Consider the following 15,642-nt stretch of genomic DNA (forward strand, 5'->3'; position numbering starts at 1 on the left):
TTTGGCACGAATTAAATACATTACTTATTAAAGAATAAGTTTATAAAGAATTTTCTAAAATTTTAATTATTAAATATGATGAATATCATATTTCAATGGATATTAAGTTAAAATTCACACCATACAGTATAGTGCAGGATAGTTAAAATAGTATTATGTTGTAAAATTGTTAACATATTATTATGACTTTATTTTATCCTTTATTCTTTTAAGTCATTCTAACTAAATAAAACTATAATATTTTAAACTTAAACTTAAATGAAACAAAAATTAAAAAGACATTTTCCTGTTTCTGGGTTTGTATTAATGCTTGCTCTGGTCTTATCCGGTTTTACAGGTTTTAATCTAGAGGCTCAAAATCGGGTTTCTGGTGTTGTTAAAGATGTAGGGGGAATACCTATACCCGGTGTAAGTGTAATTCAGAAAGGAACGACACGAGGTGCCTCTACAGATTTTGATGGAAACTATTCCCTTGAATTTGCTTTAGGAGATAAAATTTTACAGTTTTCTTACATAGGTTACAAAACTGTAGAAATTAATGCTACCGGTAAAACAACTATTAATGTTACTTTAGAAGAGGATATAGCAACCTTAGATGAAGTAGTGATTATAGGTTATGGTACTCAGAAAAAAGAGAGCGTTGTAGCTGCCATTACTCAGGTGAAAGGTGAGGATTTAATGGAAAGGACAGCTGGTATAGCCAATGTTGAAGAAGCATTACAAGGAAATTTACCAGGTGTTACTGCCATACAAGGTAGTGGTGTTCCTGGTCAAGATAACACAAGGATTTTTATTCGTGGTCGAAGTTCATGGAATGGTAATGGCGATCCTCTTGTGCTTGTAGATGGTGTTAAGAGGTCGATGAGCGATATAGATATGAATGATATTGAAAACCTATCGGTACTTAAAGATGCTTCTGCTACGGCAGTTTTTGGTGTAGAAGGTGCTAACGGGGTAATATTAATTACCACTAAGCGAGGTCAAGTAGGAAAAGCACAACTGTCGCTAAGCGTGAATACAACCATTAAAACGGTCTCTCAATTACCAGAAAAATTAGATTCTTATGATGGTTTAAGAGAAGCAAATAGTGCTATTTTAAGAGGCATAGCTCAAGCTCCTAATACATGGAGGAATTATACGCCATTGGCTATTGTAGATAGATACCGTAATCCTTCCAGTTTGGAAGAAAGTTATATTTATCCTAATGTTGATTGGCAAGATGAATTGTTAAAAGATTATGCACAAGATTATAGAGTTAACTTCTCTGTACGTGGAGGTGATAAAACGGCTAAATATTTTGGTAGTTTGGCTTATCAAACTGTAAGTGATATTTTTGATGGAGGTAAATACGATAATGGAAGAGGCTATTTAGGTGAGTATCGATATGATAGATTTAACTTTAGATCTAATATCGATTTTAATATTACAAATACTACAGAGTTATCTGTTAATCTTGCTGGTTTTTTAGGTATTAGAGAGAATCCTGGTTCAATAGGTAATGTAACTAATGGACTTTACTTAATAGCGCCAAGTCTTTATCCACCAGTATATCCAGATGGGTTGTATGGAAATCCCTTTAGTTATTTTAATGTATATGTGAACCCTGTTCAGACTTTACAGGCTCAGGGTTATGACACTTTTAGAGAATTTCAAGTAAATACAGATTTTTTACTAAAACAAAAATTAGACTTTATAACTGAAGGCTTGTCTTTTCAAGGACGTTTTTCTTTAGATAACTCTCAAAGAAGTAGGCAAGATTTAAGAGATGGAGGTGTAATTTTTAGAGTTTACAACGGTGATGAAGAGAGTCTTCTTATTCCAGATACGAATACCAGATTTGGTTATGTTCAACCACCTTGGACGTTAGGTACTTCTGAAGTAGAGAATGACCAACGAGAACGTCAATTGGTGTACGACTTTTCATTAAATTACAACAGGACTTTTGCTGAAAAGCATAACCTGACCGCTTTATTCTTAGTTAGAAGGCAGGAGCGTGCAAAAGGTAGTGTTTTTCCAATATACCGTGAAGATTGGGTAGGAAGGGTGACTTATAATTACGATTCAAGATACTTTTTAGATATTAACGGTGCTTACAATGGCTCTGAAAAATTTGGTCCAGGATTTCGTTTCGACTTATTCCCATCTGTTGCAGCAGGTTGGACAGTATCTAACGAAGCCTTTATGGAAAAAGCAGATTGGTTAAATTTGCTAAAATTTAGAGGATCTTACGGTATTGTTGGTGATGATAATTTTGGTGGTAGATTTCAATATCTTTCCAGATGGGAGTCTGGTGCATCTGCATTTTTAGTGCCAAGTTCATATCAAGGTGGTACAGGAAGATCGCCTTATACGTTTTACAGAGAAGCTGTAGTAGGTAACCCAAACCTTCAGTGGGAGTCAGCTACTAAGTATAATATAGGTGCTGAGTTCAACTTATTTGACGGTTTATTAACTGGAGAGATAGATTATTTTGCCGAAGATCGTGATAATATTGGAATTACGGGTGCTGGTATTCAGACTTTACCAAATTTCTTTGGAGCAACACCTCCTGATATTAATAAAGGTATCGTTGAGGTAAGGGGTTATGAAATTGTGTTAGGTTCCAGTTATACTTTTGGTAATGGTTTAAATATATTTGGTGATTTTAATTTTACACAAGCAATAGATAAAGTAATTAAAAGAGATGATCCATTTTTTCAACCCGATCACCTAAAAGATGCTGGTTATACAATTGGGCAAAGAAGAACAGCCATTCCAGCTGGGATTTTGACAAGTTGGGACGATGTTTACATGTCAACACCACAAAATGAAAATCAAAATTTAACACGTGTCGGATATTATGATGTTGTAGATTTTGATGGAGACGGTGTTTACAATAATAATTTTGATAATGCGCCTTTTGGTTATCCAGAACAACCGCAAAGAACTTGGAGTGCTACTCTAGGTGCCCGATACAAAGGTTTTAGTGTTTCTGCGCAGTTATATGGAACTCAAAATGCGTCTAGATTGTTCAGTAACAATACCTTTAGTAATTCTACTCCTTTAATATTTACACAAGATTTAGATTATTGGACTGTAAATACGCCAAATAATACTGATACCCAACCATCATTTGGAGTCCTAGGTGCAACTAATCCTAGAGATAACTGGTTGGATGGGTCATTAACAAGGCTTAGATCAGTTTCTTTATCTTATGATATACCAAAAAAGACATGTGAAAAACTAGGGCTGAAGAAACTTCAAGTTTTTGCAAATGGAAATAACCTGTTCTTATGGTCTGATATGCCTGATGATAGAGAGTTTAATACAGGTGGAGCAAATCAAGGACAGCAAAGAGGGGATTATCCTACCTTAAAGAGATTTAACTTTGGTTTTAATATGAATTTTTAAAAAAAAGAAATAATGAAAAACTATAAATTAAAAATATTAATAATCTTAGGACTCGTATTCTCTTTTTCATGCGAGGACTATTTAGATGTGGCACCAGAGTCAGTCATAGAGGAAGAAGATGTTTTTTCTACCTTTAAAAATGCGCAAGGTTTCGTTGAAGAAATGTATTCATTAGTCGTGTCTTATGAACAGCAAACGCATACCTTTCAAGATTTTCTTTTAGGTGATGATGGATTTGTTGATAGACCTACTAAAGCAAGTGGTGATATTGATGCAGGAAGATTCAATGATGTGATAAGAGATAACTTTTGTTACTTAAATAACCACTATAATTCTAATTATGGATCAACAGGGAATAATTCTGCTAATGTTGAAAATACAAATGCTTTTAATAGACAGAGACCTGGGTTATATGATGGTAGCTTACGTGGTATTCGAAAAGCGAATATTGTAATTCAGAATGTTGAGAATAGAGATTTAATGGTAAATGCAACTCAAGCCGAAAAAAATGTTATTCTTGGGCAAGCTTATTTTTTTAGAGCATTTTTCCATAATGAGATTATGAAATTTTGGGGACGTTATCCATATATTGATAAAGTATTAATAGATGAATTTGAAATACCTCGTCCTGCGACTTACAAAGAAGTTGCTTTACTAGCTAACGAAGATTACAAAAAAGCCGTTGAACTATTACCTGTAGATTGGGATAATGAGAGTTATGGACAACTCACACGAGGTGAAAATAAGGGTAGGCTTACTAAAGGTACAGCATATGCTTTTCAAGGTAAAAATCTACTTCTTGCAGCTAGCCCCTTAATGAAAGGTAACAATCAAAGTATAAATACATATGACTATGATACAGAGTTGTGTGATATGGCAGTTGATGCTTTTGCTGGAATACTTAAATTAGCCGATCAAGGGCGTTATGCATTAGCCTCATGGGAAAATTACGATGAAGTATTTTGGAAATCTCCTGCACCTGGTTCATGGCCAGGAGGTACAGAATTTATATTTGCTGCTACTGGTGGTAGTACTGTTCAGGCCACAAGATTTATGGCATCAGGAGTAAATAGAGACATTCATACCAGTTCTGCTGGATATGAGGTTATTAGTCCTACACACAACTTTATTCATAATAATTTTGGTATGGCTAATGGACTATCTATTGAAGAAGATCAAAAACTTCCTGCAGGCCAAAGGTTATTTGATGAGACTAAACCTTTTGAAAATCGTGATCCACGTTTTTATAGATGGCATATTATTGATGGAGATATTATAGATCCAGGAGCCGAGGATCCAAATCATGTAGCTGCCCAACTTTGGTTTGAATCTCCTACTGTAAAAGGTTTTCATCGTAGTACTGGTGCTGAAAACATCAAAATAGTAAATAATACAGGGTATATGTGGACCAAATTTTATCCTAAAGTTGATGATAAGTATCATAGTAAATGGAATCCTATTATAGATCAATACGTCGGAGTGCGAATGCATATGAGACTTACAGATGTTTATTTAATGTATGCAGAAGCATTACATGCATCTAAGGGAGCAACTGCAGCACCAGGGTCTTACAGCTTAACTGCTGAGGGGGCTATTAATTTGTTCCGTAATAGAGCGGGTGTTCCTAATGTGGCTCCTAATATAGTAGCTGATAAAAACAAGTTTATGGATGAACTACGAAGAGAAAGAGCTGTTGAGTTAAGTTATGAAGCACATAGATGGGTAGATATTAGACGATGGGGACTAGCCCATTTGGATAAATATAGAAGAAAATTAGCCTTAGATTTTCCGCAAGACAGAAGTAGTTTCACAGAAACGCTTCTTGTAGATAGAATTTGTGAGTTTCCTCAGCATTATTGGTTACCATTTCCAGTTGAGCAAACACAAATTTACGAGGGATTCCCTCAAAATCCTGGATGGTAGTTTTGTGTAAATTCGTTTTAATAAATATAAAGAAAGAAATGAAGATAAATAAATTATATAGGTTGTTTACTCTAGCTAGCTTAATGTTGTTTTGCTTTTGTAATGTCGCAATTGCTCAAACAGAAGGTGTAGAAGTAACAGCAACTGTGGTTGATGAACAAGGTAACCCTATAAGCGGCGTTGATGTTTATAGCCCAAATGGAGGTAAGGCCTCTTCGGATGTTAATGGACAGTTTAAAATTAAATTAAATGACGATCAGTCAGTTGTAATTCAAAAAAAGGGCTATGAATCAGTGATTGTTGAAATGTCTGATTTATTGGGTAATATTACCATGGAGAAATCTCTTTTCCTCGCATCGGAAGATGATGAAATAAAGATGGGAGTTGCCACAAAAGATAGGCGTAATATTATTGGTGCAGTATCGTCAATTAACACCCAAGACCGATTAACTTATGACAATACACAATTTGTTAGAAATTATATAAACGGACTCATGTTAGGTGTAAGAGGCTCTGATAATGTAAGAGGTATAGGTGATGCTGTTTTTGTAATTGATGGCGTTATTGGTCGTGATCCTAATATCCTGAATATGGAAGAGGTGGAGCAGATAACGGTACTAAAAGATGCAAATTCTATTGCGCTGTATGGTAGTCAAGGAAGAAATGGTGTTATTGTTATTAATACAAAACGTGGAAAAGCTAATAAAAAAGAAATTAATGTTAATATTCGCTCGGGTATTAGCACACCTATTTCTTTACCTAATTATTTAGGTTCGGTACCATACATGCAACTTTTTAATGAAGCTAGAATTAATGATGGTTTAGATGCTTTTTATGATTCTGCGCTTATTCAAGAGTTTAGAACAAGTTCTAATAGTTATAAATACCCAGATTTGGATTTATATTCGACGGAATACGTGCAACCTTTTGTGAGTTCTACAAATGTTTTAACAGAGTTTTCTGGTGGAAATGATAAAAATCAGTATTATGTTAATGTGGGTTGGACTCGTAATGAGGATTGGGTAAATATTAATGATGATATTAATGCAGGAACTAACCGTTTTAATGTACGAGGTAACTTAGATTTTAAAATAAATGATTGGATTTCAAGTAGTCTCGATGGTATTGCCATTATAAGTACTGATAAGTCGTCTAGAGCTAATTTATTAAGCGCTGCGACTACTTTAAGACCTAATACTTATTCGCCATTTTTGCCTATAGATTTAATAGACACTAGCGACCCCACTGTTGCTGGACAATTACAAGCCGCTAATACGTTCAATGGGATGCTTTTAGGTTCAACTCAACAGTTTGGTGCAGATGCTCCTATAGCTTTAGCTATTGCTGGTGGTTATCGAAATACAGTGTTTCGTTCTACACAGTTTAACAACACAATCAATTTTGATTTAGATAAAATAACAAAAGGTTTGTCGGCCAAAACTTATGTGAGTTTTGATTTTTATGATTCTTATAATTTATCTATAAATAATCAATTTAAAACCTATGAGCCAACTTGGGAAGGGGATAGAATAACAAGTCTTGGAGTTTTTGGTGAAGATATAAAAGATCAAACTGAAAATGTTAGTACTAATGGTTTTATATCGCGATTTGGTCTTTACGGACTTATAAATTACGAGACCACTTTTGCTAAAAATCATTCTTTGAATACCACGTTGTTAGGTTTTTATAATTCACAAAGACAAAATGATGTTATTCAAACAGATGTTGATGCGCACTTAGGATTTCAAATGACTTATGACTACAAAAAGAAATTATTTTTTGATTTTACTGGGACCTATACTAATTCTATAAAATTACCTGAAGGAAATAGAGGTGGTTTATCACCAACTTCGGGTATAGCTTACATTATAAGTGAAGAACCATTTTTGAAGAACAGTAAATTTATTGACTACCTTAAGTTAAAGGCTTCAGGAGGTATTATAAAGTCTGATCAAGGAATTGATGGTTACTATTTATATGATGTAAACTATTCTAGTGGAAACAATATTAATTGGGCTGATGGAAATTCTAATCGTAGACAAAATATTACACAAGGAGAGAATCTTGATTTAACATTTGAAGAGCGTATAGATTTAAACATTGGCTTAGAAACGTATTTAATGAATTCTATGTGGTTAGAGTTTAATTATTTTAAATCAGAACTTGATAAACAAGTAGGGTTTTTGAATGACCAATACCCATCTTTTTACGATAACTTCAGACCATATAATAATTTCGATAAGAACTTATATACTGGTTTTGAAATAGGTATGAATTTCAATAAATCTTATGAAGATTTTTCAATTAGTTTAGGTGCAAACGTGCTATATAGTCAAACCGAAAGGGCTAAAAGATCTGAGGTCTTTGCTGAAGACTATCTACAAACACAAGGAAGAGAGATTTCTACAATTTTTGGATTGGTTGATCAAGGATTTTATGCTGAAGCAGATTTTGATACAGATGGTAATTTAAATGCTGGTTTACCTGAACCTCAATTTGGTAACGTTCAACCGGGAGATATTAAATATCAGGATCAAAATGGGGATGATATGATCGATAATGATGACAGAATTGCTATAGGGCAAGCTAGTAGCCCTTGGACTTATGGAGTAAACCTTAACCTAAAGTATAAAAGGTTCAACTTTTTTGTTTTAGCTACAGGTCAAACAGGAGCTGAGGGTAATAAGTTAAATAATAGTTTTAACGAATATTATTCAGTTGACGGAAATGATAAATACTCAGAAGTTGTTTTGGGACGATGGACACCAGCAACAGCAAGTACCGCAACTTACCCAAGGTTGTCATCTCAAACAAATCAAAATAATTTTAGAACATCTACTTTTTGGTTGTACGACAATAGCTATCTTAATATTAACCGTGCTCAGTTAACATACGAATTTCAGGAGGCTTTTTGTAATCAACTTGGTATTGAGGATTTTAGCATTAATCTTTCTGGAACTAATTTGTTTGAAATTGGTGAAAATAAAGATATTCGTCAATTAAGAATAGGTACAACACCTCTGTCTAGAGTTTATACTCTAGGTTTGAGAATGTCATTTTAATTCAATTAGAAAAATTAGAAAAATAAGATGAAAAATTTAATAAAATATATATTAGTTATGTTGGTATTCACTGGCATAATTGCCTGTGATACCCTCGAACCAATTGATGAAAATAGGTTAGGCTTTGATTTTGTTACTACAAATCCAAATGCAGCAGAAGGTGTATTATTAAATGGATATACGGGCTTAATTGATCAATATTCATTTTCTGAAGCAGCTACTGATGATGCTGTTAATAATATTTTGGATAACAATTATAAGCGAATGGCGCTTGGCGAGTTGAATGCACAATTTAACCCTACAGCCCGTTGGGGTAATTTTGAACGTGTATTCTGGGTAAACCGATTCCTAGAAATTATTGACGCAGGAGAAACGCAATGGAGCAGAGATGCGTTAACAAATGAAATGTTTGAGATGCGTATGAAGGGAGAAGCGTTAGCGTTAAGAGGATTGCATCATTTTTATGTGCTTCAAGCACATGCTGGTATAGGAACATCTGGAGAATTGCTAGGTATTCCGTACTATACTGAGTTTATTGAAGCTAATGGTAACTTTAATGTTGCCCGTTTATCATTTGAAGCTTCTGTTCAGGCTATTATGGCAGATTTTGATGAGGCACTTAATTTGCTACCAACAGATTATGGGTTAAGCGCAGGACAAGTAGACCCATGGTACGCAAATTTAGAAAATTTTGATTATGATAAATATGGAATAGTAAATGATAACTTTTTTGAATTACGTATTTCAGGTAGAATAGTGAAAGCATTAAAAGCACGTTTGGCACTTTTTGCGGCGAGTCCTTCATTTTTAAACAGTCAGAGTTATTATGATATGGCAGCAACAAACGCAGCTCAAATTTTAAATACTATTGGAGGTGTTGCTGGTTTAGATCCAAACGGTAATGAGTTTTATGCATCAGATGATAATATATTTAGTAGTGAATCGCTATGGCGAGGTTCTATAGGTGGTAACAGTTCAACTTTAGAAAAAAGAATATTTCCGCCTTCAGTAAATGGAAATGGGGAGATTAATCCAACACATAACTTTGTAATGGCATTTCCAATGCAAGACGGATATCCTGCAACTGTGGCTAATGGTTTTGATCCTCAAAACCCTTATACTAACAGAGACCCTAGGCTAGAAAAATATGTTGTTGTTAATGGCGCTGAATTTGGAGGAGGCACAATTAATACTGGTCTTGGTGGAGGAAATGATAGGTTAGATTCTATACCTGGGCAGTCTACAACTACAGGGTATTACCTTAAAAAATTATTGCAACCCGAAGTTAGAATTAATAATGATGGAACTGCTCAAGGTAAGAGACATGCCGATGTGTATTTTAGATATACTGAATTGTTTTTAATATTAGCAGAATCAGCAAATGAAATTGGTGGTCCAGACTATCAGGTTGATGGTATTACCGCTCGTGATGTGATTGCAGCAATACGTAATAGAGCAGGAATTACACAACCAGATAATTACTTAGCATCAATTACAACTAAAGAGGATATGCGAGAGCTTATCAGAAATGAACGTCGTATAGAGTTAAGTTTTGAAGGACACAGGTTTTGGGATCTTAGAAGATGGGGATTATCTCTAAATGAACCAGCTAAAGGTTACTTTTTTAACGGAAGCAATTATGTTGAGTTACCGTCTGTTGAGGTAAGGAACTTTCAACCTTTTGCTACTTATATGCCAATTCCAAATTCTGAAACCCTGAAATTTTCTGAATTGGAGCAAAATAATGGATGGTAAAGTAATTTTGTAATTTAGAAGAACTAAAAAAATATTTAGACATGAAAATAAAATATTTAATAATATGTGCAATTGCCTTAAGTTTTATGGCTTGCGAAAATCAGGAAAATGAATTTGACGACTTTGGCTCAACTTCAGTATATTTTCCATTTCAAACCCCTGTAAGAACATTAATTCAAGGGAAGTATGATTTGGGTTATAACGAAAATGATAATAATGGTAGGTTTGAAATCGGTGTTATTATGTCAGGAGTTTATAATAATAATAAAAATCGAAGAGTACATTTTGAGTTAGCTCCTGATTTGATAGATGCTACTGCTTTAGGCTTAGATACTGTAAATGTTAAGGTTTTACCAGCTTCTTACTACACTATTGAACAGGAAAGCCCAGTAACAATTCCTTCTGGTTCTACAAAGGGGCGTATCCCAGTGCAGCTTTCAGATGCCTTTTTTGATGACCCACAATCATTTGCCGATTTTGGTGATGTACATTATGTAATTCCATTAAGAATTACAGATTATGAAGAATTGGATTCGCTTTTAGTAGGTGTACCAGCTGAAGGGGTTACAAATCCTATTAAAATTAAAGCAGATGATTGGCAAACACTACCTAAGGACTATACACTTTTTGGTATCAAGTTTATGAATAAATATCAAGGTATCTATTTAAGACGCGGTGAGGATGAAGCTGTAGGATCTAACGAATCGGTTACGGTTTATGAAAACGGAAATCCCACAGAAACGGAAACAGAGAACATTGAAGGCTCTTCAGTTTATAGATCTGAGTTTGTTGTGGGTGATGAGTTACTTCCATTATCAACTGCAGGAAGGAATGAAGCAATTACTACTATTAATGTTAGAAGACCAGGTATTGCTACTAATAATACATTGTCTTTACTATTGACATTTAACGATAATGAAGATATTACTGTTGCTAATGCTGACCCAACTAGCACTGTTACTGTAACGGGCTCAGGAAAGTTTGTTGAAAATGGAGATGAATGGGGTGGAGAAAGTCGAGACGTAATTTACTTAGATTATGAATACCGAGAACTTGAAGTTGAAGTCACTGAGAACCGCTTTTTTGGTACATTAATATCAACAAAAACATCAACATTTGATTTAGTGCATACAGTTAAAGATACTTTAGTTATAAGAGATAGAGATGTGAAATTTGAAGAGTTTACACTAGACTTTGAAATGCCTTAATTTTAAGTCATTATAAAAATATTGTTTAAGTTAAAAATAGCGGGAATTTAATCCCGCTATTTTTGTTATAATCAAGAAACGTTGAAAATAGATTAAATTACTTATTAGGCGTAATATTAAAATAGTCCAAAACCTATCATTAAAATATTTTTAATGAAAGGTTTTTTTTGAAGAATTTAAAAAATCAGCATAGAGCAGGACAGTAAATTTAATTGAACTAGTTATATTTAGTTTTTCTTAATCAATTAAAATAACATCACGTGAAAATAATTAAATTCAATGTATTGTTGCTCATAGTCTTAGCTGCAATAGGTTTTAGTGCTTGTAAAGAAACTAAACAAGAAATCCCTTGGGTAGAATTAATAAAAAATGATTCTTTGGAAGGATGGAATATCAAAGGTGGTGAGGCCACTTATAAAAATGAAAACGGAATTATAATAGGCACAACAGCTGCTAATACACCGAATACATTTTTATCAACTAATGAAATGTATGGTGATTTTATTTTAGAAATTGAATTTAAGGTAGATTCAACTATGAATTCAGGAATTCAAATTAGAAGTAATAGCTATCCATTCTATCAAAATGGTCGAGTGCATGGGTATCAGGTAGAGATTGATCCATCAAAACGTTCTTGGAGTGGCGGAATCTATGATGAAGGCAGACGCAAATGGTTAAACACTTTAGAAAACAATCCAGAGGCCCAAAAGGCTTTTAAACAAAATAGTTGGAATCATTACCGTGTTGAAGCAATATCTGATACCATAAAAACATGGATAAATGGTGTTCCGGCGTCGCATTTAATTGATGATAAAACAGCAAGCGGATTTATAGCTTTACAAGTGCACTCTATAGGAAATAGCAAAGAAAAACTTGGTAAACAGGTCATGTGGAAGAATGCTAAGATTTTAACAGAGAATTTATCTAAATATGCCACTAATTCACCGTTAGAGCCGATTATAACAAAAAACAGCCTGACAGTGAATGAACAAAAATCTGGATGGCAAATGCTCTGGGATGGTAAAACAACCAACGGATGGCGAGGTGCTAAGCTAGATACATTTCCAAACGAAGGCTGGGTAATTGAAGACGGAGAACTTATTGTTTTACCTTCTGGAGGCGCTGAATCTGCTGCAGGAGGAGATATTGTAACTACAAATGAGTATAGTAATTTTGAGTTACAAGTAGATTTTAAGTTAACTCCAGGAGCCAATAGTGGTATTAAATATTATGTAGATACCGAATTGAATAAAGGCCCAGGGTCGTCAATAGGGTTGGAATATCAAATTTTAGACGATGCACTTCATCCCGATGCTAAATTAGGCTCTCATGAAGGTAGTAGAACAGTTTGTTCGTTGTATGATTTAATTCAAGCCGATCCAAGTAAGCCAATTAAACCAATTGGAGAATGGAATACTGCCTATATAAAATCTATAGATAATCATGTCGAACATTGGTTAAACTATGTAAAAGTTCTAGAATATGAAAGAGGCAGTAAAGAATTTTTAAAATTGGTTTCAGAAAGTAAATATGCCAAATGGCCAAATTTTGGTATGCTAGAAAAAGGGCAAATTTTATTACAAGATCACGGAGACAAGGTGTCTTTCAGAAATATTAAAATCAAAGTTCCAAAATCAAAGAATGAGTAAAATGGGAAATAATCGTAGAGATTTTATAAAAAAAACAACAACTGCAGCATTAGGTGTCACTTTAGTTGGCGGTGTAAATGCCATGTCTGCAAAAAGTTATAATGGTATAATTGGCGCAAACAATCGAATAAATGTAGCTATTGCCGGTTTAGGAAGACGCTTAAATGCATTTAAATCTCCAATAGCGTTAAAGGAAAGTAATGCCAAATTACTTTACTTGTGCGACGTTATGGAAAGTCAACGTTTAAAGGGATTAAAAGCTTTTAGAGAACATATTGATTATAATCCAACTTTAGAGAATGATATTAGAAAAGTATTAGACGATAAAAATGTAGACGTGTTGATTAACGCTACGCCAGACCATTGGCATACGCCAGGTTCTATTATGGCTATGAAAGCAGGTAAGCATGTGTATGTTGAAAAACCATGTAGCCATAACATGTATGAAAATGAGCAATTGGTAAAAGCTTCAAAACATTACAATAAAATAGTCCAAATGGGAAACCAGCAACGTTCGTCTGGTCATACCATTGAAATTATTAATGAAATTCATAATGGAGTAATAGGTAAACCATATAAGGCTGTTGCTTTTTACAACAATGGAAGAGGTCAGGTGCCATTGCAAAAAAGTGCATCTATCCCTGAAGGGTTAGATTGGGATTTATGGCAAGGTCCAGCCCCAAGACGTGCATATACTTCTGAAACATGGGATTACAATTGGCATTGGTACGGTTGGGAATATGGAACAGCAGAAGCTGGTAATAACGGAACCCACGAGTTAGATGTGGCACGTTGGGCATTACAAGTAGATTTTCCACAGCACGTTTATGTTGAAGCAGAAAAACGTCACTTTCTAGATGATGGTTGGGAGATGTATGATGACATGGAGGCTACTTTTAAGTTTGCTGACAATAAAGTCATTAAATGGGATGGTAAATCTAGAAATAGCTATAGTACTTATGGTACAGGGCGAGGTACCGTTATTTATGGTACAGAAGGAACTGTATTTGTCGATAGAGGTAAATATATGTTATACGATCGTAGAGGAAAATTAGTTAAAGAGTATAATTCAGCATCTAAAGAAGCTGGAACCGCCTTAGGAGGTGGCGGAGACACTTCAACAAAACATGTTCAAAATCTATTTGATACCATTAGGGGCAAAACTAAATTAACGGCACCGATTGATGATGCTAGTAAAAGTATGGCTATGGTGCATTATGCTAATATTGCTTATAGAATAAACGACGGTTTTGATATAAACGATAAAACCGGCATGATGTACAACCGAGAGGCTATGAAATTATGGTCTAGAACTTATGAACCAGGTTGGGAACCAAAATTATAAAACTTGAAAAGACGATTATTTATAAAAAAAACAGCCGTTGCTACGGCAGGTATAGCTAGTTCTTCATATTTGTATGGCAATGTAATGTCAAATATAAATGCTAATAGTACCATAAATATTGGTGTAATTGGCACTGGAGATCGTGGTGGCGGACTTACTAATATTATTAATTCTATAGAAAATGTAAATGTTGTCGCATCTTGTGATGTATTACCTTTTAGATTAAAAGAAGGTTTGGCAAAAGCAAATTCAAACCCTGTTGGGTATTTAGATTACAGAAAACTATTAGATAATAAAGATGTTGATGCGGTTATAGTCGCTACGCCATTTAATACACATTCAAAAATTGCGATTGATGCGCTTGATGCAGGCAAACATGTGTATTGTGAAAAAACTTTAGCTAAAGGGTATACCGGTATTCAGGAATTAGTTCAAAAAACGGAACATTCTAAATTAATATTTCAAACAGGACATCAATACCATAGTTCAAGGCTTTACACAGCTGTGGTTGATTTATTAAAACAAGGAAAAGTTGGTAAAATTGTTGCCTTTGAGTGCCAATGGAATCGTCGTGGTGATTGGCGAAGAGTTGTTCCTGAACCTAAATTTGAAAAAGCAATAAATTGGAGAATGTATAGAGAATTTTCAGGTGGATTAACGGCTGAACTCTGTTCGCATCAAATCGATTTTGTAAACTGGGTGCTTAATGAAACTCCAAATCAAGTTATGGGTGTCGGAGGGATTGATTATTGGAAAGATGGAAGAGAAACTTATGATAATGTTCATTTAGTTTATACTTATCCAAATGGCGTTAAAGCAAAATTCACGAGTTTAACTTGTAACGCTAAAGATGGATATCAAATTAAAGTTATAGGAGATAAAGGCACGATTATTATCGATACTAAAAAGGCTTGGTTTTATCCCGAAGGGCAAAAAAATAAAATAATAGGTGATGTTGATGGTGTTAGTGGTGCCACATCGGGTTGGGATGCAGAAAAAGGCTATGCCTTAAACGTAGAACATCTAGACCCGAGTAAGCAGGCTCTTTTAGATTTTAAGGAATCTATTTTAAATAATAAAAATCCAGAATCCAATATAGTTACGGGAGCCAAAGCAGCCATATGCGTTCAAATGGGATTGGATGCCATGTATAATAATAAAATAATTGATTGGAATTCTGAGTGGAATTTTGGATAATTATTTATTTCAGAAATTTTTATAAAGCATAAATCTTCAACCTATAATCATTATTGTTGAAGATTTTTTAATTTAAGGAGTTTTTAATTCTATTTCAGGATAGAGCAGGATGG

8 protein-coding genes are annotated in these 15,642 nt (G+C 34.2%); all 8 read left to right on the top strand.

Going from position 1 to position 15,642, the window contains the following annotated elements:
* Nucleotides 1-258: 258 nt before the first annotated feature.
* The 8 genes from O5O44_RS04795 to O5O44_RS04830 all read left to right on the top strand — a co-directional run bounded on the left by O5O44_RS04795 (nucleotide 259) and on the right by O5O44_RS04830 (nucleotide 15,529).
* A complete protein-coding gene (locus O5O44_RS04795; protein ID WP_289195945.1) occupies nucleotides 259-3,390 on the top strand; it encodes a SusC/RagA family TonB-linked outer membrane protein in 3,132 nt (1,043 codons plus the stop codon).
* Nucleotides 3,391-3,402: 12 nt separating this feature from the next.
* Nucleotides 3,403-5,313: a RagB/SusD family nutrient uptake outer membrane protein gene (locus tag O5O44_RS04800; RefSeq protein WP_289195946.1), complete on the top strand. Its 1,911-nt coding sequence runs from the start codon at nucleotides 3,403-3,405 to the stop codon at nucleotides 5,311-5,313.
* 38 nt (nucleotides 5,314-5,351) lie between these two features.
* A complete protein-coding gene (locus O5O44_RS04805) occupies nucleotides 5,352-8,375 on the top strand; it encodes a SusC/RagA family TonB-linked outer membrane protein (protein WP_289195947.1) in 3,024 nt (1,007 codons plus the stop codon).
* Between the two features lie 27 nt (nucleotides 8,376-8,402).
* The gene (locus O5O44_RS04810) at nucleotides 8,403-10,130 is read left to right on the top strand and encodes a RagB/SusD family nutrient uptake outer membrane protein (protein ID WP_289195948.1); all 1,728 of its coding nucleotides are present in this window, start codon (nucleotides 8,403-8,405) and stop codon (nucleotides 10,128-10,130) included.
* Between the two features lie 41 nt (nucleotides 10,131-10,171).
* Nucleotides 10,172-11,338 (top strand): DUF5627 domain-containing protein, encoded by a 1,167-nt coding sequence (locus O5O44_RS04815; RefSeq protein WP_289195949.1) that lies wholly within the window; start codon nucleotides 10,172-10,174, stop codon nucleotides 11,336-11,338.
* Between the two features lie 260 nt (nucleotides 11,339-11,598).
* Nucleotides 11,599-12,987, top strand: coding sequence for a 3-keto-disaccharide hydrolase (locus O5O44_RS04820; protein WP_289195950.1), 1,389 nt, complete (start codon nucleotides 11,599-11,601; stop codon nucleotides 12,985-12,987).
* A complete protein-coding gene (locus tag O5O44_RS04825; protein ID WP_019388504.1) occupies nucleotides 12,980-14,332 on the top strand; it encodes a Gfo/Idh/MocA family protein in 1,353 nt (450 codons plus the stop codon). Before O5O44_RS04820 ends, O5O44_RS04825 begins: the two co-directional genes overlap by 8 nt.
* 3 nt (nucleotides 14,333-14,335) lie before the next feature.
* A complete protein-coding gene (locus tag O5O44_RS04830) occupies nucleotides 14,336-15,529 on the top strand; it encodes a Gfo/Idh/MocA family protein (protein ID WP_289195951.1) in 1,194 nt (397 codons plus the stop codon).
* Nucleotides 15,530-15,642 lie beyond the last annotated feature (113 nt).

This window comes from Algibacter luteus (assembly GCF_030344935.1).
Classification (GTDB): Bacteria; Bacteroidota; Bacteroidia; order Flavobacteriales; family Flavobacteriaceae; genus Arenitalea; species Arenitalea lutea.

Bases quoted from the DNA above. Each gene is read 5' to 3' on its own strand.
- O5O44_RS04795 (WP_289195945.1), top strand. From the start codon at position 259: ATGAAACAAAAATTAAAAAGACATTTTCCTGTTTCTGGGTTTGTATTA.
- O5O44_RS04800 (WP_289195946.1), top strand. From the start codon at position 3,403: ATGAAAAACTATAAATTAAAAATATTAATAATCTTAGGACTCGTATTC.
- O5O44_RS04805 (WP_289195947.1), top strand. From the start codon at position 5,352: ATGAAGATAAATAAATTATATAGGTTGTTTACTCTAGCTAGCTTAATG.
- O5O44_RS04810 (WP_289195948.1), top strand. From the start codon at position 8,403: ATGAAAAATTTAATAAAATATATATTAGTTATGTTGGTATTCACTGGC.
- O5O44_RS04815 (WP_289195949.1), top strand. From the start codon at position 10,172: ATGAAAATAAAATATTTAATAATATGTGCAATTGCCTTAAGTTTTATG.
- O5O44_RS04825 (WP_019388504.1), top strand. From the start codon at position 12,980: ATGAGTAAAATGGGAAATAATCGTAGAGATTTTATAAAAAAAACAACA.